Source organism: Muricoccus vinaceus (genome assembly GCF_042433125.1).
Lineage (GTDB): Bacteria > Pseudomonadota > Alphaproteobacteria > Acetobacterales > Acetobacteraceae > Roseomonas > Roseomonas vinacea.
The window spans coordinates 188,045-212,849 of the sequence record NZ_JBHLVZ010000001.1 but is presented as its reverse complement, the minus strand read 5'-3'; the positions used below and the strand labels follow the sequence as shown (position 1 = coordinate 212,849).

The 24,805-nt window shown below is 73.1% G+C and carries 25 protein-coding genes and 2 tRNA genes; 23 read left to right on the top strand and 4 right to left on the bottom strand.

The window, feature by feature from the left end; translation table 11 throughout:
- Positions 1 to 15 precede the first annotated feature (15 nt).
- The 6 genes from ACFFIC_RS01050 to ACFFIC_RS01025 all read left to right on the top strand — a co-directional run bounded on the left by ACFFIC_RS01050 (position 16) and on the right by ACFFIC_RS01025 (position 5,151).
- Positions 16 to 201 carry a hypothetical protein gene (locus ACFFIC_RS01050; RefSeq protein ID WP_377048153.1) on the top strand — a complete coding sequence of 62 codons (186 nt, stop codon included), beginning with the start codon at positions 16 to 18 and terminating at the stop codon, positions 199 to 201.
- Between the two features lie 46 nt (positions 202 to 247).
- Positions 248 to 808 carry a 3'-5' exonuclease gene (locus ACFFIC_RS01045; RefSeq protein WP_377048152.1) on the top strand — a complete coding sequence of 187 codons (561 nt, stop codon included), beginning with the start codon at positions 248 to 250 and terminating at the stop codon, positions 806 to 808.
- 96 nt (positions 809 to 904) lie between these two features.
- Entirely contained in the window at positions 905 to 2,629 is a 1,725-nt protein-coding gene (ilvD, locus tag ACFFIC_RS01040) for a dihydroxy-acid dehydratase (RefSeq protein WP_377048151.1), read from the top strand.
- Positions 2,630 to 2,696: 67 nt separating this feature from the next.
- Positions 2,697 to 3,710 (top strand): 4-hydroxythreonine-4-phosphate dehydrogenase PdxA, encoded by a 1,014-nt coding sequence (gene pdxA, locus ACFFIC_RS01035; protein WP_377048277.1) that lies wholly within the window; start codon positions 2,697 to 2,699, stop codon positions 3,708 to 3,710.
- Positions 3,707 to 4,438 carry a pyridoxine 5'-phosphate synthase gene (locus tag ACFFIC_RS01030; protein ID WP_377048150.1) on the top strand — a complete coding sequence of 244 codons (732 nt, stop codon included), beginning with the start codon at positions 3,707 to 3,709 and terminating at the stop codon, positions 4,436 to 4,438. The genes pdxA and ACFFIC_RS01030 overlap by 4 nt, the downstream gene beginning before the upstream one ends.
- Entirely contained in the window at positions 4,435 to 5,151 is a 717-nt protein-coding gene (locus ACFFIC_RS01025; protein WP_377048149.1) for a 2OG-Fe dioxygenase family protein, read from the top strand. The genes ACFFIC_RS01030 and ACFFIC_RS01025 overlap by 4 nt, the downstream gene beginning before the upstream one ends.
- On the opposite strand, the gene ACFFIC_RS01020 is transcribed toward ACFFIC_RS01025, so the two are convergent.
- Together ACFFIC_RS01020 and ACFFIC_RS01015 are read right to left on the bottom strand one after the other, a co-directional pair.
- A complete protein-coding gene (locus ACFFIC_RS01020) occupies positions 5,148 to 5,918 on the bottom strand; it encodes an exodeoxyribonuclease III (protein WP_377048148.1) in 771 nt (256 codons plus the stop codon). The genes ACFFIC_RS01025 and ACFFIC_RS01020 overlap by 4 nt on opposite strands.
- 5 nt (positions 5,919 to 5,923) lie before the next feature.
- A complete protein-coding gene (locus ACFFIC_RS01015) occupies positions 5,924 to 6,268 on the bottom strand; it encodes a HesB/IscA family protein (RefSeq protein WP_377048147.1) in 345 nt (114 codons plus the stop codon).
- Positions 6,269 to 6,469: 201 nt separating this feature from the next.
- On the opposite strand from ACFFIC_RS01015, the gene ACFFIC_RS01010 reads away from it, so the two are divergent.
- The 13 genes from ACFFIC_RS01010 to ACFFIC_RS00950 all read left to right on the top strand — a co-directional run bounded on the left by ACFFIC_RS01010 (position 6,470) and on the right by ACFFIC_RS00950 (position 16,871).
- Positions 6,470 to 7,636, top strand: a complete 1,167-nt coding sequence (locus tag ACFFIC_RS01010; RefSeq protein ID WP_377048276.1) for a deoxyguanosinetriphosphate triphosphohydrolase — start codon at positions 6,470 to 6,472, stop codon at positions 7,634 to 7,636.
- Positions 7,637 to 7,645: 9 nt separating this feature from the next.
- A complete protein-coding gene (gene argS, locus ACFFIC_RS01005; RefSeq protein ID WP_377048146.1) occupies positions 7,646 to 9,415 on the top strand; it encodes an arginine--tRNA ligase in 1,770 nt (589 codons plus the stop codon).
- Entirely contained in the window at positions 9,412 to 10,320 is a 909-nt protein-coding gene (locus ACFFIC_RS01000) for an SPOR domain-containing protein (protein ID WP_377048145.1), read from the top strand. Before argS ends, ACFFIC_RS01000 begins: the two co-directional genes overlap by 4 nt.
- Positions 10,317 to 11,330 (top strand): beta-N-acetylhexosaminidase, encoded by a 1,014-nt coding sequence (gene nagZ, locus ACFFIC_RS00995; RefSeq protein WP_377048144.1) that lies wholly within the window; start codon positions 10,317 to 10,319, stop codon positions 11,328 to 11,330. The genes ACFFIC_RS01000 and nagZ overlap by 4 nt, the downstream gene beginning before the upstream one ends.
- A 7-nt stretch (positions 11,331 to 11,337) precedes the next feature.
- The gene (locus tag ACFFIC_RS00990) at positions 11,338 to 12,027 is read left to right on the top strand and encodes a site-2 protease family protein (RefSeq protein ID WP_377048143.1); all 690 of its coding nucleotides are present in this window, start codon (positions 11,338 to 11,340) and stop codon (positions 12,025 to 12,027) included.
- Positions 12,024 to 12,800 carry a segregation and condensation protein A gene (locus ACFFIC_RS00985; RefSeq protein ID WP_377048142.1) on the top strand — a complete coding sequence of 259 codons (777 nt, stop codon included), beginning with the start codon at positions 12,024 to 12,026 and terminating at the stop codon, positions 12,798 to 12,800. The genes ACFFIC_RS00990 and ACFFIC_RS00985 overlap by 4 nt, the downstream gene beginning before the upstream one ends.
- Positions 12,790 to 13,488, top strand: coding sequence for an SMC-Scp complex subunit ScpB (gene scpB, locus ACFFIC_RS00980; protein WP_377048141.1), 699 nt, complete (start codon positions 12,790 to 12,792; stop codon positions 13,486 to 13,488). Before ACFFIC_RS00985 ends, scpB begins: the two co-directional genes overlap by 11 nt.
- 149 nt (positions 13,489 to 13,637) lie before the next feature.
- The gene (tatB, locus tag ACFFIC_RS00975) at positions 13,638 to 14,204 is read left to right on the top strand and encodes a Sec-independent protein translocase protein TatB (RefSeq protein WP_377048140.1); all 567 of its coding nucleotides are present in this window, start codon (positions 13,638 to 13,640) and stop codon (positions 14,202 to 14,204) included.
- Between the two features lie 19 nt (positions 14,205 to 14,223).
- The gene (gene tatC, locus ACFFIC_RS00970; RefSeq protein ID WP_377048139.1) at positions 14,224 to 15,012 is read left to right on the top strand and encodes a twin-arginine translocase subunit TatC; all 789 of its coding nucleotides are present in this window, start codon (positions 14,224 to 14,226) and stop codon (positions 15,010 to 15,012) included.
- Between the two features lie 9 nt (positions 15,013 to 15,021).
- On the top strand, positions 15,022 to 16,299 hold the full coding sequence (gene serS / locus ACFFIC_RS00965) for a serine--tRNA ligase (RefSeq protein WP_377048137.1): 1,278 nt from the start codon (positions 15,022 to 15,024) through the stop codon (positions 16,297 to 16,299).
- Positions 16,300 to 16,350: 51 nt separating this feature from the next.
- Positions 16,351 to 16,424: transfer RNA gene (locus ACFFIC_RS00960), tRNA-Pro, on the top strand.
- A gap of 43 nt (positions 16,425 to 16,467) precedes the next feature.
- Positions 16,468 to 16,779, top strand: coding sequence for an ETC complex I subunit (locus ACFFIC_RS00955; RefSeq protein ID WP_377048136.1), 312 nt, complete (start codon positions 16,468 to 16,470; stop codon positions 16,777 to 16,779).
- Positions 16,780 to 16,794: 15 nt separating this feature from the next.
- Positions 16,795 to 16,871, top strand: a tRNA-Arg gene (locus ACFFIC_RS00950).
- A 12-nt stretch (positions 16,872 to 16,883) separates the two neighbouring features.
- On the opposite strand, the gene ACFFIC_RS00945 is transcribed toward ACFFIC_RS00950, so the two are convergent.
- The gene (locus tag ACFFIC_RS00945) at positions 16,884 to 17,297 is read right to left on the bottom strand and encodes a PaaI family thioesterase (protein WP_377048135.1); all 414 of its coding nucleotides are present in this window, start codon (positions 17,295 to 17,297) and stop codon (positions 16,884 to 16,886) included.
- A 74-nt stretch (positions 17,298 to 17,371) separates the two neighbouring features.
- On the opposite strand from ACFFIC_RS00945, the gene ACFFIC_RS00940 reads away from it, so the two are divergent.
- The gene (locus ACFFIC_RS00940; protein ID WP_377048134.1) at positions 17,372 to 18,490 is read left to right on the top strand and encodes an S-(hydroxymethyl)glutathione dehydrogenase/class III alcohol dehydrogenase; all 1,119 of its coding nucleotides are present in this window, start codon (positions 17,372 to 17,374) and stop codon (positions 18,488 to 18,490) included.
- Here the strand turns inward: ACFFIC_RS00940 and ACFFIC_RS00935 are convergent, their stop codons facing one another.
- Positions 18,491 to 19,399, bottom strand: coding sequence for a polysaccharide deacetylase family protein (locus ACFFIC_RS00935; RefSeq protein ID WP_377048133.1), 909 nt, complete (start codon positions 19,397 to 19,399; stop codon positions 18,491 to 18,493).
- Positions 19,400 to 19,501: 102 nt separating this feature from the next.
- Here ACFFIC_RS00935 and cydD point away from each other — a divergent pair, with 102 nt between their 5' ends.
- From cydD to recQ, 3 genes are all read left to right on the top strand, one after another.
- Positions 19,502 to 21,172, top strand: a complete 1,671-nt coding sequence (gene cydD / locus ACFFIC_RS00930) for a thiol reductant ABC exporter subunit CydD (RefSeq protein ID WP_377048132.1) — start codon at positions 19,502 to 19,504, stop codon at positions 21,170 to 21,172.
- On the top strand, positions 21,169 to 22,821 hold the full coding sequence (gene cydC, locus ACFFIC_RS00925) for a thiol reductant ABC exporter subunit CydC (protein WP_377048131.1): 1,653 nt from the start codon (positions 21,169 to 21,171) through the stop codon (positions 22,819 to 22,821). Before cydD ends, cydC begins: the two co-directional genes overlap by 4 nt.
- Positions 22,822 to 22,968: 147 nt before the next feature.
- Positions 22,969 to 24,798, top strand: coding sequence for a DNA helicase RecQ (gene recQ, locus ACFFIC_RS00920; RefSeq protein ID WP_377048130.1), 1,830 nt, complete (start codon positions 22,969 to 22,971; stop codon positions 24,796 to 24,798).
- Positions 24,799 to 24,805 lie beyond the last annotated feature (7 nt).

Below are 24,805 nucleotides of genomic sequence, written 5' to 3'. Positions count from 1 at the left end.
AGTGAGGAACAGGCCGTGAGGTTCTTCGACTTCGTCGCGCTCACCGTGCTGGCGGTGGTGCCGATCCTCTGGTGCCGCTCCCGCCTGCCGCAGATCGACCGTGACCCGCCGATCAGCGAGCAGGCGGCGGTGCGGCTCGGCGCGCTGTTCAGCGCCGTGCTCTGCGCCATCTACATCATGCGCTACGTGGTCTACCGCTGACGGTGCCGGAGGCCGGCAGCCGCTGCGCCCGCCCGGGGGTGATGCCGTGATCGTCTTCCTCGACTTCGAGGCGAGCAGCCTCGGCAAGCGCGGCTTTCCGATCGAGGTCGGCTGGGTGATGGAGGACGGGACGGGGGAGGGGCACCTGATCCGTCCCGCCCCCGGCTGGGAGGAATGGGACGCATCGGCCGAACGCATCCACGGTATCTCCCTCGAACGGCTGGAGCGCGAGGGCGAGGCGCATGACGGCGTCGCGCGGCGGATGGTGGAGGTGCTGTCCGGCCACGCGCTCCATGCCTCCGCGCCTTCCTGGGATGGGCAATGGCTGAGCCGCCTTCTCCGGGCCGCCGGCCTGCCGCGACACGCGCTGCGCCTGCGGGATACGGACGACGCGCAGGCGGAGGTCGCCCTGTCCGAGCTGGAGCGCGCGGGCGTGCCGGGCGGGGCGCGCGAGGCGCTGGCCAAGGCCGTGCTCGAGACTGTCCGGGGCGAGGAGGAGGCGAAGGGGCCGCCGGCCCACCGGGCGCTGGACGACGCGCGGCGCGAGCTTCGCCTCTGGCAGGAGGTCCGGCGCAGGGCGGCCGAGGCGGCGCGGGGTGGTGGATGACCGCCTGAAGCAAGGCGCGGCGCCCGGCCCGGCCGGGGCCGCGTTGATCGGGGCGGTTTGTTGCGCGATATACGGCCCCACAAGAAGGAAATGCCGATGCCGGACAACACCTGGGACAAGTCGCGCCTCCCCAGCCGCCACGTGACGGTCGGCCCGGAGCGGGCGCCCCACCGCTCCTACTACTACGCGATGGGCCTGACCGAGGAGGAGATCGCCCAGCCGCTGGTGGGCGTCGCCACCTGCTGGAACGAGGCCGCGCCCTGCAACATCGCGCTGTCCCGGCAGGCGCAGAGCGTGAAGGTCGGCGTGAAGCACGCCCTCGGCACGCCCCGCGAGTTCACGACCATCACGGTCACCGACGGCATCGCCATGGGCCACCAGGGCATGAAGTCCTCGCTGGCGTCCCGCGACGCGATCGCGGACACGGTGGAGCTGACCATGCGCGGCCATTGCTACGACGCGATGGTGGGGCTGGCCGGCTGCGACAAGTCGCTGCCGGGCATGATGATGGCGATGCTGCGGCTGAACGTGCCGAGCGTGTTCATGTATGGCGGCTCCATCCTTCCGGGCAAGTTCCAGGGCCGGGACGTGACGGTGGTGGACGTGTTCGAGGCGGTGGGACAGCACGCGGCCGGCAACATGTCGGACGAGGACCTGCACGCCCTCGAATGCGTCGCCTGCCCGAGCGCGGGTGCCTGCGGCGGCCAGTTCACGGCGAACACCATGGCGACGGTGTCCGAGGCGATCGGCCTCGCGCTGCCCGGCTCCGCCGGCGCACCCGCGCCCTACGAGGACCGCGACAAGTGGGCGGTCGAGTCCGGCAAGGCCGTGATGGAGCTGCTGCGCAAGAACATCCGCCCGCGCGACATCGTCACCAGGGAAAGCCTCTACAACGCGGCGCTGATCGTCGGCGCGACCGGCGGCTCCACGAATGCCGCCCTGCACCTGCCGGCCATGGCGCACGAGGCGGGAATCCCCTTCACGCTGCACGACGTGGCGGAGATCATGCGCAAGGCGCCCTATATCGGCGACCTCAAGCCCGGCGGCCGCTACGTGGCCTATGACGTCTACAAGGTCGGCGGGATCCCCGTGATCGTGAAGGCGCTGCTCGATGCCGGGCTGCTGCACGGCGACTGCCTGACCGTCACCGGCAAGTCGCTGGCCGAAAACCACCGGGAGGTGATCTTCCCGCGCGACCAGGACGTGATCCGCCCGGTTTCCGACCCGATCTCGCCCACCGGCGGCGTGGTGGGGCTGAAGGGCAACCTCGCTCCGGACGGTGCCATCGTGAAGGTGGCGGGCATGAAGGAGCTTCGCTTCGAGGGCACGGCGCTGTGCTTCGACTGCGAGGAGGACGCCTTCGCCGCCGTGGACGCCCGCGCCTACAAGCCCGGCGACGTGATCGTCATCCGCTACGAGGGGCCCAAGGGTGGTCCCGGCATGCGGGAGATGCTGTCCACCACCGCCGCCCTCTACGGGCAGGGGATGGGCGGCGAGGTCGCGCTGATCACCGATGGCCGGTTCTCCGGCGCCACCCGCGGCTTCTGCATCGGGCATGTCGGGCCCGAGGCGGCCGTCGGCGGCCCCATCGCCCTGCTGAAGGATGGCGACCGCATCATCATCGACGCGGACAAGGGCACCATCGACGTGGACCTGCCCGAGGCGGAGCTGGCAGCGCGCCGCGCCGCCTGGTCGCCGCGCGGGACGGATTACAATGCGGGGGCGCTCTGGAAATACGCCCAGCTCGTCGGCCCCGCGCATCTGGGCGCGGTGACGCATCCGGGCGGGGCGGCGGAGACGCACGTCTACGCCGACATCTGAGGGAAGAGGGACAGCCATGATCCGCGCGCGGGATGCGGCGGATCATGGCCGTGCCACGTTACCTCCGATGAACCAGACCCTGCCGCTCGCATTGACCATGGGCGATCCCGCCGGCATCGGCGGGGAGCTGACACTCGCGGCCTGGGCGCGGCTGCGCGCGGAGGGACCGGCTTTCGTCGCGCTGGACGATCCCCGGCGGCTGGCGGCGCTGGCCGCCGGGCTGGGATGGGACGTGCCGGTGGCCGAGGTCGCCGGGCCCGAGGAAGCGGCGGCCATCTTCCCCGGGCGGCTGCCGGTGATGACGGTGCGCCTGCCCGTGCCGGTGTCGCCGGGCAAGCCGGATCCCGCGAATGCGCCGGCCGTGCTCGGATCCATTGAGCGCGCGGTGGCGCTCGCGCGCGAAGGGCGGGTGGGCGGGGTCGTCACCAACCCCATCAGCAAGGCGACGCTTTACCGCACCGGCTTCGCCTTTCCGGGGCACACCGAGTTCCTGGGCGCGCTCACCGGCACCGCCGAGCCGCCGGTGATGCTGCTCGCCTCCCCGATGCTGCGGGTGGTGCCGGTGACCATCCATGTCTCGCTGCGCCGGGCGCTGGACACGCTGACCACGGCGGAGATCATCCGCACCGGACTGGCGCTGGACCGGGGCCTGCGGGAGGGTTTCGGCATCGCGGCGCCCCGGATCGCGGTGGCGGGGCTGAACCCCCATGCCGGGGAGGAGGGCGCCATGGGCGACGAGGAGCCGCGCCTGGTGGTGCCGGCCATCGAGGCCCTGCGTGCCCGCGGCGTGGACGCCTTCGGGCCCCTGCCGCCCGACACCATGTTCACCGCCCGCGCCCGCACCACCTATGACGCCGCCCTCTGCCTCTACCACGACCAGGCGCTGATCCCGATCAAGACGCTGGACATGGATGGCGGGGTGAACGTGACGCTCGGGCTGCCGATCGTGCGGACCTCGCCCGACCACGGCACCGCCTTCGGCATCGCCGGCCAGGGCGTTGCCGATCCGTCCAGCCTGATCGCCGCCCTCCGCCTCGCGGCCGAGATGGCCGTGCGGCGCAACCCGGAGCCTGCCGCATGACCCCGATCCGGCTCGGCGTGAACGTCGATCACGTCGCCACCCTCCGCAATGCCCGGGGAGGCGCGCATCCGGACCCCCTGGCCGCGGCCCGGCTGGCGCTCGCGCATGGCGCCGACAGCATCACGATCCATCTGCGCGAGGACCGCCGCCACATCCGCGACGCCGATTGCCGGGCGATGCGGGATGCGCTGTCCGCGCCGATCAACCTGGAAATGGCCGCCACCGCGGAGATGCAGGCCATCGCGCTGGGGCTGCGCCCTCATGCCTGCTGCATCGTCCCCGAGCGCCGCGCCGAGGTGACCACCGAGGGCGGGCTGGACGCTGCCGGGGGCGCGGAGGCGCTCGCGCCCATCGTGGCCGCGCTGGGCGGCGCGGGCATCCGCGTGTCCCTTTTCCTTGATCCCGATCCGGCCCAGGTGGAAGCGGCCGCCCGGCTCGGGGCGCGCGCGGTGGAGCTTCACACGGGCCGCTTCTGCGACACCCCGCCTGGTGCCGCGCGGGACCGGGAGCTGGCGCGGCTGAGGGAGGCCGCCCGGCAGGTCGCGTCGCTGGGGCTGGAATGCCATGCCGGGCATGGCCTGGACTTCGTGACAGCCCCCATCCTGGCCGCGATCCCGGAGGTGGCGGAGCTGAACATCGGTCACTTCCTGATGGGCCAGGCGCTGTTCGAGGGCCTGCCCGCCGTTGTGTCGCGCATGCGGCAGGTGATGCTGGCGGCGCGGGCGTGATCGGCCTTCCCGCCGCCATCGCCGCGAACGGCTATGTTTCCCTGGCGGGAGGCGAGGCGCGTACCGCCTTCGACATCACGGGCAAGGCCCTGGCCGGGGCGGAATGGGACCGCTTCGCCGCGAGCTGGGACGACCTCCGTCCCGATGCCTTCATGGCCGATGGCGGACGCTACCGCCTGCGGCGCCACGCGACCTTCGCCGCGGAAGCAGGCGGCGCCATCACCCGCGCGGCGCACCGGCCGCATTTCCAGGCCGTGGCGCACAACCCCCTGAACGGCGGCGTCGAGCGCTGGTTCGAGCCGGTGGAGCCCGCCGTGGGGGAGGGGCTGGCCCTGTCCGCCCTGCTGGCCGGGGCGCGGTCGGTGTTCGACCAGCTTTCCCCCGAAACGGCCTGGCACATCGAGGCGCACCAGTTCCGCATCGAGGCCCGCCCGGAGGAGGCAGGACAGCCCACCCCCGAGGGCATGCACCGCGACGGCGTGGATTACGTCCTGGTCATGCTGGTGGGGCGGGACAACGTGGAGGGCGGCGTGACCGGCATCGAGATCGACGGGCGGGAGGAGGCGAGCTTCACCCTCTCGAACGCCGCCGATGCCGTGCTGCTGGACGACCGCCGGGTGAAGCATGGGGTTACGCCCATCCGCCCCATCGACCCCGCGCGCCCCGGCCACCGGGACGTGCTGGTGCTGACCTTCGCAGCCCGCCCGGCCTAGTCCCGGATATCGAAGAGAACCGGCGCGTGGTCGGAGGGGGTTTCCTCCGAGCGCGCGACCACGTCCACCGTCGCGCCCTCCAGGCGCTCCGCGAGGTCGGCGCTCAGCAGGGCGTGGTCGATGCGCAGGCCTCGGTTCGACTCGAAGGCGGGACCGTAGTCCCAGTAGGTCCAGGGCGCGTCGGCCGGGTGCAGGGCGCGCATGGCCTCGGTCATGCCCAGGTGGGTGATGGCGCGGAAGGCGGCACGGGTTTCCGGGCGGACCAGGGCGTCGGTGGGGGGCAGGGCACCTGGGGACATGTCCTCGTCCGTGGGGCAGACGTTGAAGTCGCCGAGCACCGCATAAGGGGTGAAGCCGTCCAGCCGGGCGGCCACGCGGGCGCGCAGGTGCTCCATCCAGCGCAGCTTGTAGGCATAGCCTTCCGCGCCGCCGGAATTGCCGTTGGGCAGGTAGATGCCGGCCAGGTGGGCACCGGCGGCCCGCACCTCCACGAAGCGGGCATGGGTGTCGTCCTCCATGCCGGGCAGGGCTTCGTCCACCACCTCGAAGGGGATGCGCGACACCACGGCGACGCCGTTCCGCCCGCCGGTCTGGCCGACGGCGTGGCAGCGGTAGCCGAGGTCGGCCACCTCCATGGCCGGGAACTCCTCCGTCCGGCACTTCAGCTCCTGAAGGAAGACGATATCGGGCGCGTGGCGCTCCAGCAGGCGCCGGAGATGCGGCATCCGCTTGCGCGCGGAGTTCACGTTGAAGGTGCAGAGGCGCATGGGGGTCAGCCGACCGAGAAGGACACCCCGCAGCCGCAGCCCGAGACCGCCACGGGGTTCCGGACCTTGAAGTGGGCGCCGATCAGTTCCTCCGCCCAGTCGAGCTGGGCGCCCTGGAGCAGGTCGAGGGAGACGGGATCCACGAAGACGCGGCCCTCCACCACGAAGTCGTCGGGCTCGGGCGCGTCGGCCAGGTCGAACTTGTACTGGAAGCCGGAGCAGCCGCCGGCCTCCACCGCCAGGCGGAGCCCGGCTTCCGGGCGGCCCTGCGTGGCCGCGATCTCCGCCACCTGCGCCAGGGCGGAGGGCGTCGCGGAGAAGGGGGCGGGGAGGGGGCTGCCATCGGGCATGGGGAAACCTCGGGCTGGTTCGGGTGCGGCCGGCGGTGCGGGCCGCGGTTGCCCCCAAGATAGTGCGGCGCCCCCGCTTCTCCAAAGGGCAGCAGCCTTGCCGCTGCGGCGGGCCGGGTGCTACGGCCCGCCCACGCCATGGATGATCCCTCCGCCCCCGCCGACGCCCGAGGCCCGGCCGCTGAAAGCCCGGTGCGCGCCATGGCGCGCGCCCAGCACGGGCTGGCGCCCTGGGCGGTGCAGCCGGAGGCTTCCCGCGGGCGGCTTTACCCCGAGGATGCCGGCAGCGGGCGGTCCCCCTATCAGCGGGACCGGGACCGGATCATCCATTCCACCGCTTTCCGCCGCCTCCAGTACAAGACCCAGGTCTTCGTCTTCCACGAGGGCGATGCCTTCCGCACGCGGCTGACCCACTCGATCGAGGTGGCGCAGATCGCCCGTTCCATCGCCCGCCAGCTCCGGCTCGACGAGGACCTGGCGGAGGCGCTGGCGCTGGCGCACGACCTCGGCCACCCGCCCTTCGGACATGCCGGGGAGGAGGCGCTGAACGGCGTGATGCGGAGCTGGGGCGGCTATGACCACAACGCCCAGTCGCTGAAGGCGGTGACGCTGCTGGAGCACCGGTACGCCGGCTTCGACGGGCTGAACCTGACCTGGGAGACGCTGGAGGGCCTGGCCAAGCACAACGGGCCGCTGCGCCGCCCGCCGCCCTACATCGCCGAGTATTCCGCGGTCCATGACCTGGAGCTGCACTGCCACGCCAGCGCCGAGGCCCAGGCCGCCGCCATCGCCGACGACATCGCCTACAACAACCACGACCTGGATGACGGCCTGCGCGCCGGGCTCTTCACGCTGGAGGAGGCCTGCGCCCTGCCGCTGGTGGCGGCCGCGCGGGACCTGGCGATGCGCAGCATCCCGCCCGACGCACCGGCCGAGCGCGTTTCGGCCGAGATCATCCGCCGCGTGATCAACCTGATGATCAACGACGTGGTGGACGAGGCGCGCCGCCGCATCGCGCTGCTGAACCCACGCGACGTCACGGACATCCGCGCGGCCCCCCAGCCCGTCGTTTTCTTCTCCGAGCGCATGCGGGCGCTGAACCAGGAAACGCGCACCTTCCTGTTCGACCGCATGTACCGCCACTGGCGCGTGAACCGCACGGCGCTGAAGTCCAAGCGCGCGCTACAGGTGATGTTCTCCCTTCTGCACGGGCAGCCCGACATGCTGCCCCCGGCCTGGGCGAAGCGGGCGGGCGAGGCGGGTTCGCCCGACGCCGCCCGCACCGTCTGCGACTGGTTGGCGGGCATGACCGACAAGTTCGCCCTCGAAGAGCACCGTCGCCTGACGGACCCCAACATTCCCGGCTGATTGCACCCCATGACCTCCGACATCTTCCGCACGATCCGCGACGCGGTCGTGTTCGAACTCCGCGCGCTGCTGCCCGACCTGCCGGAGGAGCTTCTCGCCCGCGTGCTGGTGGAGCCGCCGCGCGACGCCTCGCACGGGGACATGGCGACCAACGCCGCGCTGGTCGTGGCCAAGGCCGCGCGCCAGGCGCCGCAGAAGGTGGCGCAGGGCCTGTCGGAGCGGCTGCTGGCGCATCCCGGCATCGCCGCCGCCGCGCCGGCGGGCCCCGGTTTCGTGAACCTGCGCCTCGAGGAGGGAATGCTCCGCGACCAGCTTCCCGTCATGCTCCGCGCCGGCATCGCCTATGGCGACGGCGGCACGGGCGGCGGGCGCAAGGTGGACGTGGAATATGTCTCGGCCAATCCGACGGGGCCGATGCATGTGGGCCATTGCCGCGGCGCGGTGGTGGGGGATGCCCTGGCCAACCTGCTGCTCAAGGCCGGCTGGGCGGTGACAAAGGAATACTACATCAACGATGCCGGGGCGCAGGTGCAGGCGCTCGCCTGGGCAGCCTACTGGCGTTATCTCCAGGCGCTGGGCACCGCGCTGTCCGAGGAGGAGTTCGCCCAGTCCATCCCGGGCGGGCTGCAGTACCGCGGCGAATACCTGGTGCCGGTGGGCGAGGCGCTGCGCGCGCGGTTCGGCGACAGCCTGGCGCCGGGCGCCACCCCGGCCGATCCCTCGCTCTGGCTCGACACGGTGCGCGCCTTCACCGTGGACGCCATGATGGCGGAGATCCGCTCGGACCTCGCGGCGCTCGGGGTCACGCACGACGTCTTCATCAGCGAGGCGGCGCTGGTGGCGAGCGGGGCGGCCGACGCGGCCATCGCGGACCTCGCCGCCCGCGGGCTGGTTTATGAGGGCGTGCTGGCACCGCCCAAGGGCAAGCTGCCGGACGACTGGGAGGCGCGCGAGCAGACGCTGTTCCGCTCCACCGAGTTCGGCGACGACGTGGACCGCCCGCTGCGCAAGAGCGACGGCACCAACACCTATTTCGCCAACGACATCGGCAACCACGCCGACAAGATCCGCCGCGGCTTCGACGAGCTGGTGCAGGTCTGGGGCGCGGACCACGGCGGCTACGTGCCGCGCATGAAGGCGGCGGTGGCGGCCCTCACGGCGGATCGCCCGGTGCCGCTGGACGTGGTGCTGTGCCAAATCGTGAAGGTGGTGAAGGGCGGGCAGCCCGTGCGCATGTCCAAGCGCGCCGGCACCTACGTGACCCTGGCCGACCTGATCGAGGAGGTCGGGCGCGACGCCGTGCGCTTCACCATGCTGACGCGCAAGTCCGACGCCCAGATGGAGTTCGACCTGGACGCCGTGGTGCAGCAGTCGCGCGACAATCCGGTGTTCTACGTGCAGTACGCCCATGCCCGCTGCCGGAGCGTCCTGCGGCAGGCCGGGGAGCCGGACGCGGAGTCGCTTGCCTCCGCCCCGCTCGAGTCCCTCGCCGATCCCGCTGAAATGGCGCTGATCCGCCGGCTGACGGCCTGGCCGCGCACCGTGGAAGCGGCGGCGCTGGCGCGGGAACCACACCGGATCGCGTTCTTTCTCCATGACTTGGCCGCCGACTTTCATCTACTCTGGAACCGGGGGCGCGAGGATGCCACGCTGCGATTCATCCGGGATGGGGAACCGGATGCGACGCGGGCGCGGCTTGCACTTGTGGCGGCGACGGCCGCGGTGATTCGCTCGGGCCTCGCGGTGATGGGGGTGACACCCGTCGAGGAGATGCGGTGAGCGATTTGACGGTTCCAAGCTATCGGGTCCGCCCGCAGCGGGTGGGCTTCCAGATTCCCTGGCGCGTGGTGGCCATCGCGGGCGCCGTGCTCGGCGCGGGCGCCGTGGGGGGCGCGGTTGTCTGGGGCGTCTCGCGCGCCGTGAACAGCACGGTGCCGACCATCGAGGCCGACACCCGCCCGATCCGGGTGAAGCCCAGCGATCCCGGCGGCATGCGGGTCGCGAATCAGGACGAGCGGATCTTCGAGAGCCAGCGGCGGGGCCAGGGCGGCGGCGCCGTGCAGCCGCGGCTTTCGCCGGAGCCGGAGCGGCCGGATGTTGCCGCGCTCCGCCAGGCGGCCGCCCGCCAGCCGCCAGCGCCTCCCGTTTCCAGCGCGCCGGCCGCGGCCGGCCCCGCCGCGCCGGTGGCCGAGCCCGTCCGCCCGCCGTTGCTCAACCCGAGCCTCGGCCCGCAGGCGGCCGCGCGCATCGCCGATCCCTCCGCCGCCGCGCTGGCCCCGCAGCCGCCGGCCGCCATACTGGCGCCGGAGCCGGTTCCGGCCCAGCCCGCCGCGCCATCCGCGCCGCCGGGGGCGCCGGCCGCCGCGACGCCGCAGGGCGAGCAGGTTCCTGCCATCACGCCGCCGCCCTTGCCGGCCAATGCCGCGGCGCTCCGCACCGGCCGCACCGTGGTCCAGCTCGGCGCTGTCGCCAGCGAGGAAGCGGCGCGCGCGGAATGGGCGCGCCTGCAGGGCCGCCTGCCGGAGCTTGCCGGGCGCCAGCCGCAGATCACCCGGGTGGACCGGGGCGACCTGCCGCCGCTCTGGCGCATCCGCGCCACCAACATGCCGGATGTCGCGGTCGCCCGCGCCCTCTGTGCCACCGCCAAGACCAGGAACATCCCCTGCGCCGTGATCGGCGGATGAGCGTGCGCGCCGCCATCACCGGCCTTTCCGGCCTCGCCCTGACGGCCGGCGAGGCGGCGGTGCTCCGCGCCACGCCGCCCGCGGGCATCATCCTGTTCCGCCGCAACGTGGAGAGCCCCGCGCAGCTGCGCGCCCTGACCTCGGCCATCCGTGAGGAACTGGGGGAGGACGCCCCGATCCTGGTGGACCAGGAGGGCGGGCGCGTGGCGCGGCTCCGGCCGCCGGAATGGCCGCTCTTTCCGCCCGCCTGCGTCTTCGAGGGGGGCAGCGAGGCCGCCGCCGCTGCCAATGCCGCGCTGCTGGGCGCCCAATGCACCGCGACAGGGCTGGACGTGGTCTGCGCCCCGGTGCTGGACCTGCGGCTGCCCGGCGCGCACGACGTGATCGGCGACCGCGCCTTCTCCGCCGATCCGGCGGAGGTCGCGCGGCTTGGCCAGGCCTGGATCGAGGGGCTGATGGCCGCCGGCTGCATTCCCGTGATCAAGCACATCCCCGGGCACGGTCGCGCCACGGCCGACAGCCATCTTTCCCTGCCCAGGGTGGAGGCCGATGCCGCGACCCTGGCCGCGGACATCGCGCCCTTCGCGGCGGTTTGCGCACGGGACGCCGGGCGGCACCTCTGGGCCATGACCGCGCACATCACCTATGCCGCGCTGGACCCGGACCGGCCCGCGACCCTTTCCCCCCACCTTATCCGCCGCACGATCCGCGGCGAGATCGGCTTCGACGGCGTGCTGGTTTCGGACGACCTGACCATGGGCGCGCTGGCCGGGCTTTCGAACAGCCTGGCCGCCGATTCGCTGGCGGCGGGCTGCGACCTCGTGCTGCACTGCAACGGGGTGCTGGAGGATACCGCGGCCTTGCTGCGGGAATGTCCGGCGCTGGGGGATGCCGCCGCCCGCCGCATGGCCACGGCCCGCGCCCTGGTCCAGGCCAGCCGCCCGGCAGCCGTCGCGGCCCGCGCGGCGAGCCCGGTGGCCCTTGCCCCCCACGCGCTGACCGACGCCTGACGCCGCGATGGACTGGCTTCCCGATTTCGCGGCCGCGGCGCTCGCGGCCATCTTCGCGATCACCCTGCACGAGGCCGCCCACGGCTATGCGGCCCGCGCGCTGGGCGACGACACGGCGGCGCGGATGGGCCGCCTTTCGCTGAACCCGCTGCGCCATGTCGATCCCGTGGGCACGCTGATGGTGCCGGGGCTTCTGCTGATCTCCCAGCTTCTGGTTTCGGGCCGGGTGGACGTGATGTTCGGCTGGGCCAAGCCCGTGCCGGTGGACATCATGCGCCTGCGCAACCCGCGTTTCGGCATGGTGCTGGTGGCCGCCGCCGGGCCGGCCATCAACATCTGCCTCGCCGTGCTGGCCGCCGTGCTGCTGCACCCGCTGCAGGGGCCGGGGCGGGACAACCTGCTGGACTGGCTCGAATCCTTCCTGGTCCTTTCCCTGATCGGCAACCTCGTGCTGGCGGCCTTCAACCTCCTGCCGATCCCGCCGCTGGATGGCGGCCGGATCGTCGGCGGGCTGCTGCCGCCCGCCATCGGCATTCCTTTCCTGCGGCTGGAGCGGGTGGGGCTGTTCATCGTGCTGGGCCTGCTGTTCCTGCTTCCCATGGCGCTTCCGGGCACTGACCCGCTCCGCTGGCTGGTGCGGGCCGTGGTGCTGCCCACCGCGCAGGTCATCCTGAACCTCACCGGCCATGGGGCATGAGCGAGCCCGGCCCCGCCCTGCACCTGACGCTGGAGGGGTTCGAGGGGCCGCTGGACCTGCTGCTGGACCTCGCGCGGGCGCAGAAGGTGGACATCGCCCGCATCTCCATCCTTTCGCTGGTGGACCAGTACATCGCGGTGATCGAGGGCGCGCGCCGGGTGCGGCTGGAGATCGCGGCGGACTGGCTGGTGATGGCGGCCTGGCTCGCCTGGCTGAAGTCCCGCCTCCTGCTTCCGGACGACCCCGAGGCGGAGGAGGATGCCGAGGCGCTGGCCGAAGCCCTGGCGGACCGGCTGCGGGAGCTGGAGCGCATGCGCGAGGCCGCCGCCTGGCTGGCGGCGCGACCCTTCCTCGGGCGGGACGTGATGGCGCGGGGGCGGCCGGAAACGCTGGTTCTGGAGGACCGCTCGGCGCTGGCGGCCGACCTGCCGGGCCTGCTGCGCGCCTATACGGATGTGCTTCGCCGGGCCGCGGCCCGCAGGCCCTACCGCCCCCGCCCGCGCCGGGTCTGGACCGTGCAGGACGCGCTGGAACGCCTGCGCAGCCTGGTCGGCACCGTGCCCGGCTGGGCGGAGCTCTCGGGCTTTCTGCCGGAATCCGAGATGGACCCGGTCGAGCGCCGCGCCGCCCTGGCCAGCACCCTCGTCGCGGGGCTGGAGATGGCCAAGATCGGGGCGGCGGAGCTGCACCAGGATGCCCCCTTCAGCCCGATCCTGCTGCGCCCTCCGCGCGGCACCGGGATGGCCAAGGACCGCGAAGCCGATGCCGCCTGATCCCGACATGCCCGACGGGGAGAGGCCCGGCCCCGGGATCACCGGCGAACCCTCCGCAGCGGAGCCCCTGCCGGCCCCGGCCGGGGGGGACGCGGGTTTGGACGCCGAGTCGCCTGCGGAGGGCGGCGCCGCGCCCCTGCCGCCATCTTCCGAAGCCCTGCGCATCGCGGAGGCCCTGGTCTTCGCCTCCGCCACCCCCGTCACCGCCGCCCGGCTCCAGCCCCTGCTGCCCGCCGGGCAGGGGGCCGTGGAGACGCTTTCCGCGCTGGCCGGGGCCTATGAGGGACGGGGGGTGAACCTCGTCCCGGTTGCCGGCGGCTATGCCTTCCGCACCGCCCCCGACCTCGCGCCCACGCTCACCCGGGTGGTGGAGGTGCCGCGCCGCCTGCCGCGCGTGGCCATGGAGGCGCTGGCCATCATCGCCTGGCACCAGCCCGTCACCCGTGCGGAAATCGAGGAGATCCGGGGCACGGCGCTCTCCCAGGCGACGCTTGAAACCCTTCTGGAGAACGGGCTGGTGGCACCGCGCGGCCGGAAGGAGGCACCGGGGCGCCCCACCCTCTGGGCCACCACCCCACGCTTCCTGGAGCAGTTCGGCCTTTCGGGCCTGCGCGACCTGCCGCGCCGCGAGGAGCTTCTGCCCGAGCCGGGCCTTCCCCTCGCGGCGCCCGCGGCGGGCAGCGCGTAGCCGCGGCTTCCATCGCGCGCCGCCCCGCACCATCTTCGGTGCGCCCCATTTGTCGTGCGGGCGAGTTCTGCTAACGGAAGCGGCCCCGCGAGGGACCGGTGCGCGCCGCAGGCGCGGGCCGGCCGCCCGGCACGGGTGATCGGAGAAACATGTTCGACCTCGCCTGGTCCGAGATCGCGTTGATCGCCGTCGTTGCGGTGGTGGTGATCGGCCCCAAGGACCTTCCGGACGCCGTCCGCGGCGTCGCCCGCGGTATCCAGAAGCTGCGCCGCATGGCCGGCGAGTTCCAGGGACACCTGGACGAGGTGGTGCGCGAGGCGAAGCTGGAGGACGTGCGCGACCAGATCCGCGACATCCGCAACTTCGACCTGAAGTCCACCATCGAGAAGGCCGTGGACGAGGACGGGACGCTGACGCGCACCATGCGCGAGGACCCCTTCCGTGCGCCCCCGCCGCCCACCTCCGACGCGGCGCCCGCCGCCGGCACCGAGGCCGCGCTGCCTGACGGCGCCCCGCCGGGTGACGCGACCACCCCGGCCGGGGAGGTGGAGGTGGCCTCCGTGCCCGAGCCGGTGCCGCCCGCCGCGGAGGCGCCCGCCTGGCGGCCGGACCCCGTGCCGGTGGCGACCGCCGAGGCCGTGCCGCCCCCCGCCGCCCCACCCGTGACCACGCCGGCGGCTGAAGCCCCGGCGCGGCCCGCGCCCCACACAGCCTGACGAAGAAGCCCCAGCACCAGTGTCCCGCGACCCCGACGACACGATCGACGACAAGCCCATGCCGTTGATCGACCACCTGCTGGAGCTGCGCACGCGCCTCCTGTGGTCGATCGGCGCCTTCGGGATCGCCTTCGCGCTCTGCTACTACTTCTCGACGGCCATCTACGGCTTCCTCGCGCGCCCGCTGGCCGAGATCCTGATGCAGCAGGGCGGCGGCGAGCGGCGGATGATCTTCACCGCGCTGTATGAAGCCTTCTTCACCTACCTGAAGGTGGCCTTCTTCGGAGCGGTGTTCTTCTCCTTCCCGATGTGGGCGACCCAGCTCTGGCTGTTCATCGCGCCCGGGCTCTACAAGTCCGAGAAGAAGGTGATCACGCCGTTTCTGGTGGCCTCCCCCGTGCTGTTCGTGATGGGGGCGGCGCTGGCCTATTATTTCATCTTCCCGCTCGCCTGGAAGTTCTTCATCTCCTTCGAGACGCCGACCGGCGGCGGCGGGCTGCCCGTGCAGCTCGAGGCCAAGGTGTCGGAATACCTCTCGCTCGTCATGCACATGATCCTGGCCTTCGGCGTCGCCTTCCAGATGCCCGTGGCGATCACGCTGATGGCGCGCGTGGGCATCGTGAGCGTGGAGCAGCTCCGGCGCGGCCGGCGCTACGCGATCGTCGGGATGTTCGTGGCGGCCGCGATCCTCACGCCCCCCGACATCATCAGCCAGGTCGGGCTCGCGGTGCCGCTGCTCGCGCTCTACGAGCTGTCCATCCTGGCCGCCGTCTGGATGACGCCGAAACCCAAACCCCCGACGACCTGAGGCCAGCTCATGCACGACATCCGGGCCGTTCGCGCCGATCCGGCCGCGTTCGACGCCGCGCTGGCGCGCCGGGGCCTTCCCCCGGTCTCGGCCGAGCTCCTGGCGCTGGACAGCACCCGCCGCGCCGCCCAGACCACGGCGCAGGAGGCCCAGGCCCGCCGCAACGCCCTGGCGCGGGAGATCGGCCAGGGCAAGAAGGCCGGCGCCGACACCGCGGCGCTGGAAGGCGAGGCGACGGCGCTGCGCGCCCGGATGGAGAGCCTGGACGCCGAGGCCGCCTCCGCCGAGGCGGCGCAGACCCGCATCCTCGAAGCCCTGCCCAACCTGCTGGACCAGGATGTGCCGGAGGGCCGGGACGAGGCGGCCAATGTGGTTCTCCGGCAGCATGGCGACATCCCGAACCTGCCCTTCGCCCCCAGGCAGCATTTCGAGCTGGGCGAGGCGCTGGGGGGCATGGACTTCGCCACCGCCGTGAAGCTGTCCGGCAGCCGCTTCACCGTGCTGCGCGGCCCGCTCGCGCGGCTGGAGCGCGCGATCGGCCAATGGATGCTGAACCTCCAGGTGGACGAGCACGGCTACACCGAGACGGCCGTGCCGCTGCTGGTGAACGACGCTTCCATGCACGGCACCGGCCAGTTGCCGAAATTCGCCGAGGACCTGTTCCAGACCACCGACCACCGCTGGCTGATCCCGACCGCCGAGGTGCCGCTGACCAACACGGTCCGGGGCGAGATCGTGCCGGAGGCAGCACTTCCCATCCGCCTGGCCGCCCTGTCGCCCTGCTTCCGCTCCGAGGCCGGCTCGGCCGGGCGGGACACGCGGGGCATGATCCGGCAGCACCAGTTCTCCAAGGTGGAGATGGTTTCGATCACCGCGCCCGACCAATCGGCCGAGGAGCACGAGCGGATGACCGGCTGTGCCGAGCGGGTGTTGACCGAGCTCGGGCTGACTTGGCGGCGGGTCCTGCTCTGTGCCGGGGATACCGGCTTTGGCGCCTCCAAGACCTATGACCTGGAGGTGTGGCTGCCGGGGCAGGGGGCCTGGCGGGAGATTTCCTCCTGTTCCAACTGCCGGGACTTCCAGGCACGGCGCATGAACGCCCGCATGAAGCCGCGGGAGGGAAAGGGGAACCAGTTCCTTCACACCCTCAACGGCTCGGGCGTGGCGGTGGGGCGGGCGCTGGTGGCGGTGCTGGAGACGCACCAGCGGGAGGACGGCTCGATCGCGATTCCGACGGTTCTCAGGCCGTTCATGGGTGGGCTGGAGGCGATCCCGGCGGCCTCGTGAAGCGCACCCATTGCGCCCGGGGCGATGCGCCCATAGGTTCGCGCGGTCTCACGGGGTGTGGCGCAGCCTGGTAGCGCGCCTGTTTTGGGTACAGGAGGCCGTGGGTTCGAATCCCGCCGCCCCGAATTTGAGACCTTTCGCCGGAGTTCCGCTGATGAGTGATCCCCGATGAGCATCGCCCGAATCCACTCGCCCGCCCGCAACGCCATGCAGTCCGGCCAGGGACGCACCGACGAGTGGATCTTCGAATGGGCCCCGTCCGAGCCCAAGCGGATCGACCCGCTGACGGGCTGGTACGGCTCGGGCGACACCAACCGGCAGGTGCAGCTGCGCTTCGACACGCTGGAGCAGGCCGAGGCCTACGCGAAGTCCAAGGGCATTCCCTACGAGGTGGAGCGCCGCCGCCAGGTGCCGGCGCTGCGGCCCAAGTCCTATGCCGACAACTTCCGCACGGACCGCCTGGTGAACTGGACCCACTGAGGCGGCCCTGCTTTCGCACCCTTAGCTCAACTGGATAGAGCAACCGGCTTCTACCCGGTTGGTTGGGGGTTCAAGTCCCTCAGGGTGCGCCAGTTTCCCCGGCCTCAGCGACCAGCCGGGGCCCGCAGCCAGGTGGAGGTGACGTGGGCGCAGGGTTTCTCCTCGCCCTCCGCGCGCATCCAGACCTCGGCGTAGAGGCTGGTTCGGCCCTGGCGGACGATGCGGACCTCCGCCACCACGCCGCGGTTTCCGGCCGGGCGCAGGAACGCGACCTGGAGCTGGGCCGTGCGCGTGTCGTCCGCGCCGCCGGTGGCCACCAGCAGCGGAACCCAGATGGCCACGTCGGCCAGCGTCATCAGCGCGGGGCCCGAGGCGGTGCCGCCCGGGCGCAGGGACAGCGCGGATGGCGGCAGCCGGACCTCGGCGGAGGTGGCGTCCGCCCGCAGCACCTCGATCCCGAGCGCGCCCGCCAGCGGCACCCCTTCCCGAACCCGCGCCGTCAGTTCCGCAAGCAGCACGCCCTGTCCTCCCCTGGTCCGCCGGTTTCGGCGGGGATAGAACCATCGCGCCGCAAGGAAGGGGAGCCGCCCGCATGAAGACCCGCGCCGCCGTCGCCTGGGAGGCCAACAAGCCGCTGACGGTCGAGACCGTGGACCTGGAGGGCCCCAAGCCCGGCGAGGTGCTGGTGGAGATCATGGCGACGGGCGTCTGCCACACCGACGCCTACACGCTTTCGGGCCTGGACAGCGAAGGCAAGTTCCCCTGCATCCTCGGGCACGAGGGCGCGGGCGTCGTGCGCGAGGTCGGCGCGGGCGTGACCGCGGTGAAGCCCGGCGACCACGTGATCCCGCTCTACACGCCCGAATGCCGGCAGTGCAAAACCTGCCTCTCCCAGCGCAGCAACCTCTGCACGGCCATCCGCTCCACCCAGGGGCAGGGGATCATGCCGGATGGGACGAGCCGCTTCTCCTGCGAGAACCCCAACAAGCCCCTCTGGCACTACATGGGCTGCTCCACCTTCTCGAACTTCACGGTGCTGCCCGAGATCGCGGTGGCCAAGGTCCGGGAGGACGCGCCCTTCGACAAGATCTGCTACATCGGCTGCGGCGTGACCACCGGCCTCGGCGCCGTGGTCTACACGGCCAAGGTCTGGGCGGGCGCCAACGTGGTGGTCTTCGGCCTGGGCGGCATCGGGCTGAACGTGATCCAGGGCGCGCGCATGGTGGGCGCCGACCGGATCATCGGCGTCGACCTGAACCCGGGCAAGGTCGAGATGGCCCGGAAGTTCGGCATGACCCATTTCGTGAATCCGGACGAGGTCGGGCGCGACAAGGTGGTGCAGGCAATCCAGGACCTGACCGACGGCGGGGCGGACTTCTCCTTCGAATGCGTGGGCAGCACGGCCACGATGCGCCAGGCGCTGGAATGCACCCATCGCGGCTGGGGAACCTCCATCATCATCGGCGTGGCGCCGAGCGGGCAGGAGATCTCCACCCGTCCCTTCCAGCTCGTCACCGGGCGCAACTGGCGGGGCTCGGCCTTCGGCGGCGCGCGCGGGCGCACCGACGTGCCGAAGATCGTGGACTGGTACATGGACGGGAAGATCGACATCGACAGCCTGATCACCCACACCATGCCGCTCGACGAGATCAACCACGCCTTCGACCTGATGCACGAGGGCAAGTCGATCCGCTCCGTCGTGACCTTCTGATCAGCCGCCGGGGATCATCCCCGGTGGCAGGGCGGCCGCGTGGTCGAAGACGGCGCCGGCGGTGGTGATCCAGACCGCCTCCCGCCGGGCCGCCACATGGGCGAGCGCCCGGCGCAGGGCCCGCATGCGGTAGGGCTGGCCGATGATGTAGGGGTGCAGCGCGATCCCCATCACCTGCGCCACCCCGTCCCGCACCTGGCGCAGCCGTTCCTCGAAATCCTCGACGATCATCTCGGCGAACTGCGCCGCGCCGTCCTTGCGGGCGATGATGGCAGGGATGTCGTTCACCTCCTGGGGGTAGGGGATGGCCATCAGCGGGCCGTGCCGGGTCGCATGCCAGACGGGCTGGTCGTCGCTGCACCAGTTCAGGGTGTAGCGGTAGCCGGCCTCGGCCAGCAGGTCCGGCGTGGCCCGGCTTTCCGCGATCCAGGGCGAAAGCCAGCCGCGCGGCGGGGTGCCCTCCTGGCGGGCGATGGCGGCGGAGGATTCGGCGATCAGGCGACGCTCCTCCGCCTCGGGCAGGGTGGACTGGCGCTCGGAGTTGGTGCGGCCGTGGCCGGCGACCTCGTCGCCGCGGGCGCGGTGCGCGGCCATGAGTTCGGGCGCGTGGTCGTACATCGCCGAGTTCGCCAGCACGGTCGCGGGCAGGGACAGCTCGTCCAGCGTCTCGAGCAGCCGCCAGGCGCCCACGCGGTTGCCGTAGTCGCGCCAGGCATGGTTCAGCACGTCCGGCTGCGGCCCGCCCCCGCTGTTGGCCCCGGGCGCCAGCTCCGCCCCCAATCCTTCCCCGAAGGCGAAGTGCTCGAGGTTGACGCCGAGATAGACCGCCAGCCGCGCCCCGCCCGGCCAGTTCCATCGCGGGCGGCCCCGCCAGGGGTGGTAGCCGTGGCGGCCGTGGGTGGGGAGCATGGGGAACCTCGAAACGGAACGGGACTCGGCGCGGCCCGGATGGGGGCGGGACAGCTATGCCGCATTCCGCCGCGCGCGGGATTGTCCTAGAACCGGGCGATCATGTCCCGACGTGCTGGCCGAGATCCCGCCCGTGCCCTCCTTTCCGCCGCCGCGCGGGAAGGGCGCGCGGCCCTGTTGGTGCCGATCCTGCTCGGCCTGGCCGCCGCGGCGGCCGGGATCGCGCAGGCCTGGCTTGTGGCCGGGCTTCTCACGGCCCTGCTCGGCTACGGCCCGGCCGCGGGCGGCGCGCTGGTGGGCGCGGCCGCGCTCGCCCTGCTGCAGGTGGCGCTGGTCGTCGCGCAGGAGACGGCGTCCGCCCGAGCCGGGGAGGCGGCGCGCTCCACCCTCCGCCGCCGCCTCTTCTCCCGCCTGCTGGCCGAAACCCCTTCGAGCCGCCCGGCGGGCGAGGGTGCGGCGCTGGCGGTGGACCGCGTGGAGGCGATGGACGGCTACTTCGCCCGCTGGATCCCCGCGGCCGCCCTCGCGGTGGTGGCGCCGCTCATGGTCGCCTTCGCGGCCGGCGCGGCGGATGCGCTCAGTGGCATGATCCTGATCGCGGCCGGGCTGCTGGTGCCCGTTGGCATGGCCCTGTCCGGCATCGGCGCGGCGGTGGCCAGCCGCCGGCAGTTCGACGCCCTTCAGCGCCTCTCGGGCCGCTTCCTGGACCGGATGCGCGGCCTGCCCACCCTGGTTCTGTTCCGGCGGCAGGAGGATGAGGCGCGGGCGCTGGACGTGGCGGCGCAGGAGCTGCGGGTGCGCACCATGCGGGTTCTGCGCCTTGCCTTCCTGTCCACCGGCGTGCTGGAGCTGATCGCCGCGGCGGTGCTAGGCTGTCTGGCCTGGCGCCACGGCATCCTGGCCGCCGAGGGGCACCCCGCGCCCGAGGCGGCGCTGTTCTGCCTGCTGCTGGTGCCCGCCTTCTTCGCCCCTTTGCGCGCCTTCTCCACCGCCTATCACGAGCGTGTCTCGGCCCAGGGCGCCGCGGCGGCGCTTTCACCCATCCTGGACGCCCCCGTGCCCGCCGGCCTGCTGTTGGAGGAGGTGCCGCCCAGCGTCACGCTGGTGGTGGAGCACCTGTCCCACCAGCCCGACCCGGCGCGCCCGCTGGCGGTCGAGGACGTCTCCTTCCGCGTCACGCCGGGTGAGGCGCTGGTGCTTTCCGGCCCCAGCGGTTCCGGCAAGTCCACGATCCTGAAGCTGCTCGCCGGCTTCTCGCGCCCGGATGCCGGGCGGATCGCGCTGAACGGCCGCGACGCCCTGGCCCTGGCGCCGGCCGAGCTGCGGCGGCTGGTGGCCTACCTGCCCCAGCGCCCGGTGCTTCTCCGCGCCTCCATTCGCGAGAACATCCGGCTCGCACGGCCGGATGCCGAGGACGCCGCCGTCGAGGCCGCCGCCCGCGCCGCCCAGGTCAGCGCCTTCACGGCCGAGCTGCCGGACGGGCTGGACACGGTGGTGGGGGAGGGCGGGCACGGGCTCTCGGGTGGGCAGCGCCTTCGCGTGGCGCTCGCCCGGGCCTTCCTGCGGGACGCGCCGCTGGTTCTGCTGGACGAGCCCACCGCGCATCTGGACCCCGCGACGGAAGCCCAGGTGATCGAGAGCCTCCGCCGGCTCTGCACGGGGCGGACCGCCGTGATCGCCAGCCACTCCGCGGCGCTGCGCGCCCGCTTCCCCAAGGTGCTGGAGATGAGCGAGGGGCGGGTGGTCGCCCAGCGCCGGGCGGTGGCGACGTGACCGCCGCGCGCGACCTGCTGCGGATCCTCGGCCTGTGGCGCCCGCGGGGGCTGTGGCTGTTCTTCGGCGCGGCCACGGCCTGCGCCTCGGCGCTGGCGGGGGTGGCGTTGCTGGCGCTGGCGGGCGGCGGCGTGGCGCAGGGGCTGGCCACCGGCACGCTGGCGGCCGGGGCGGGGTTGCTCGTGTTCCTCCGCCCGCTGATCTTTCTCCGTCCCTTCCTGCGCTGGGCCGAGCGCATGACGACCCATGCCGCCACCTTCCGCGCCCTGGCGGATACCCGCACCTGGTTCTTCCGCCGCCTGTCGCAGCGCCTTTCCGCGGGCCCCGGCATGACCCGCTCGGGCGACCTGCTGGGCCGGCTGGTCACGGATGTGGAGGCGCTGGACGGGCTCTATCTCCGCGCTCTCGTGCCCATGGCGGCGGCCGCCGCCGTGGTGCTGGCCGTGGCGGTGATCCTGGGCGGGCTTTCGCCGGTGCTGACCGCCATCGTGGCCCTGCCGCTGGCGCTGGCGCTGCTGCTGCCGCTTGCGATCGCCCCCTTCGCCGCCCGCGCGGCCTCGCGCACCGCCGCTGCCACCGGCGCGCTGCGGGCCGAGGCGGTGGAGCCCCTGACGGCCATGGAGGACATCCTGGCGGCCAATGCCGAAGGCCGCGCCATGGACCGGGTGCAGGCCGCGGCCGAGGGGATGGACCGGGAGCGCCGCCGGCTGACCCGGGCCGGCTCCCTCGGCGGCGCGGCCGGCACGGTGCTGACCCAGGGCGCGCTGCTCGGCGCCCTGGCCTGGGGCGTGTCCGGCGGGGGCGCGGCGGCCTCGGTGGTGGTTGCCCTGTTCCTGGTGCTGGCGGCGGCGGACGCGCTGGGCGCCCTGCCGCGCGCGGGTGCCGCCCTTGCCCTGGCCGCCGCCGGGGCGCGGCGCCTGCTCGAGGCCGCGGACCATCCGGTTCCCGTGCCCGACCCGCCTGCCTCGGCCGTGCCGGTGGGGCACGCGCTGTCGGTGCGCGGCGTGGCCTTTGCGTGGGACGACGAGCGCGGCCCGGTGTTCGAGGACCTTTCGCTCGAGGTGCCCGAGGGGGCGCGGATCGCGCTTCTCGGGCCTTCCGGCATCGGGAAGTCCACGCTGGCCGCCCTGTTGCTCAAGCTCGCGGCACCGTCGGCCGGGCGCATCACCCTGGGCGGCGCGGATTACGACACGCTGTCGGCCGATGTCGTGCGCGCCCATATCGCCTGCCTGACCCAGGACGCGACGCTGTTCGACGACAGCATCGCCGCGAACCTCCGCCTCGCGGCCCCGGGGGCGCCCGATGCGGCCCTTTGGGACGCGCTGGAGCGCGCCCGCATCGCCGACCTCGTCCGCGCCCTGCCGGAAGGGCTGGACACCCGCTGCGGGGAGGCCGGCGCGCGCTTCTCCGGCGGGCAGGCCCGGCGTATCGCGCTGGCGCGGACGCTGCTCTCTCCGGCCTCGGTCATCATCCTCGACGAGCCCACGGCCGGACTGGACGCTGCGACCGAGCGCAGCTTTCTCGAAACGCTCGACACGGCGCTGGGCGGGCGCAGTGCCATCCTGATCACCCACCGCCTGACAGGGGTGGAGCGGCCGACGCGCATCCTCCGCCTGGCGGGCGGGCGGGCGCTGCCGGCCATGTCCTGAAGTTCATGCCCTGAGCTTCCTTGTTCCGCGGCCGTGCCCTGTCGGGCGCGGCCCTGCTGCCCCATCTGCACCGGACCCCATGCACCCGACCGAACATCACGCCGCTCCCGCCGTGGCCCGGCGCCCAACGCCTGCGGGGCGCGGCGCATGAGCGCCGACCCGCGCGAGGTGCTGCACGACGTCTTCGGCTTCCCGGATTTCCGAGGCCGCCAGGCCGAGATCGTGGAGCACGTCACGGGCGGCGGCTCCGGCCTCGTGCTGATGCCGACGGGCGGCGGCAAGTCCCTCTGCTACCAGGTGCCGGCGCTGTGCCGGCCGGGCCTCGGCGTGGTGGTCTCGCCGCTGATCGCGCTGATGGAGGATCAGGTGGCGGCGCTGCGCCAGCAGGGCGTCGCCGCCGCCGCGCTGCATTCGGGGCTGGACGAGGAGGAGCGCGGGCGGGTTTCGCGCGACCTCGCGAACGGCAAGCTGAAGCTTCTCTACGTCTCGCCCGAGCGCCTGGCGCTGGAGGGCACGGCGGAACGTCTCGCGCGGCGCGACCTCGCGCTGTTCGCGGTGGACGAGGCGCACTGCATCTCCGCCTGGGGCCACAACTTCCGCCCCGAATACCGCGCGCTGACCATGCTGGCCGAGCGCTTCCCCGACGTTCCCCGCGTGGCGCTGACGGCGACGGCCGATGCCCGCACCGTGGACGACATCCGCGAGCGCCTCTCGCTGACGGACGCGCCGGTGTTCCGGGGCTCCTTCGACCGCCCGAACATCCGGATCGAGGTCGCGGCGCGCGACAACCCCACGGCCCAGATCGCCGCCTTCATGGAGGAGGCCGACGATGGCCGGGGCGCGGGGATCATCTATTGCCCGAGCCGCGCGGAAACCGAGCGCACGGCCACCCGCCTGAAGCGCGACGGCTTCGACGCCCTGCACTACCACGCGGGCATGGAGCCCGCCGACCGGCGCGCGGCGGAGCGCCGCTTCTCCTCCGGCGACCCCGTGGTGATGGCGGCCACCATCGCCTTCGGCATGGGCATCGACCGGCCGGACGTGCGCTGGGTGGCGCACCTTTCCCTGCCCGGTGGCCCCGAGGCCTGGTACCAGGAGATCGGCCGCGCCGGGCGCGACGGTGCCCCGGCCCGCGCCCTGCTGCTCTACGGCGCCGAGGACATCGCGGTGGCACGGCGCCGCATCGCCGAGAGCCCGGCCGCCGAGACGCAGCAGCGCCTGGACCACGAGAGGCTGGATCGCCTCGTCGCCATCGTGGAAAGCGCGACCTGCCGCCGCCGCCTGCTGCTGCGCTGCTTCGGCGACGACCTGGAACAGGATTGCGGCAACTGCGACGCCTGCCTGCGCCCGCCCCGGCTGGTGGACGCGACGGAGGCGGCGCGCAAGCTGCTCTCGGCCGTGCACCGCACCGGCGGGCGCTTCGGCCTGGGCCATGTGGTGGACGTGCTCCGGGGCAACCGGACGGAAAAGGTCGGCTCCTTCGGCCACGACAGCCTTTCGGTCTTCGGCATCGGGCAAGACGTGGCCGAAGGGGCGTGGAAGAACATCGCGCGTCACCTGCTGGCCCGGGGCGCGCTGGAGATGGCCGCGGACAGCAAGTTCCCGATCTACCAGGCAACCGAGGCGGCGCGCCCGATCCTGAAGGGTGCGCAACCCGTGCTGCTGCAGGAATCCGCCCTGCGCGAGGCCGCCCGTGCCCCGCGGCGTCAGCGGCAGGGGCGGGACGGTCCGCGCCCGGCCTTCAGCGGTGCCCCGGCGGAGGCCGGTTCCTTCGAGGCGCTGCGGTCCTGGAGGAAGGAGGAGGCGACGCGCCAGTCCGTGCCCGCCTATGTCATCTTCCCCGATCGCACGCTGGAGGAGATCGCGGCCCGCCGCCCGGGCAACATCGACGCGCTGGCCTCCGTCCACGGTGTCGGCGCCTCGAAGCTGGAGCGCTATGGGCAGGCGGTGCTGCGGGTGCTGCGGGATTCGGGCTGAGGGCATG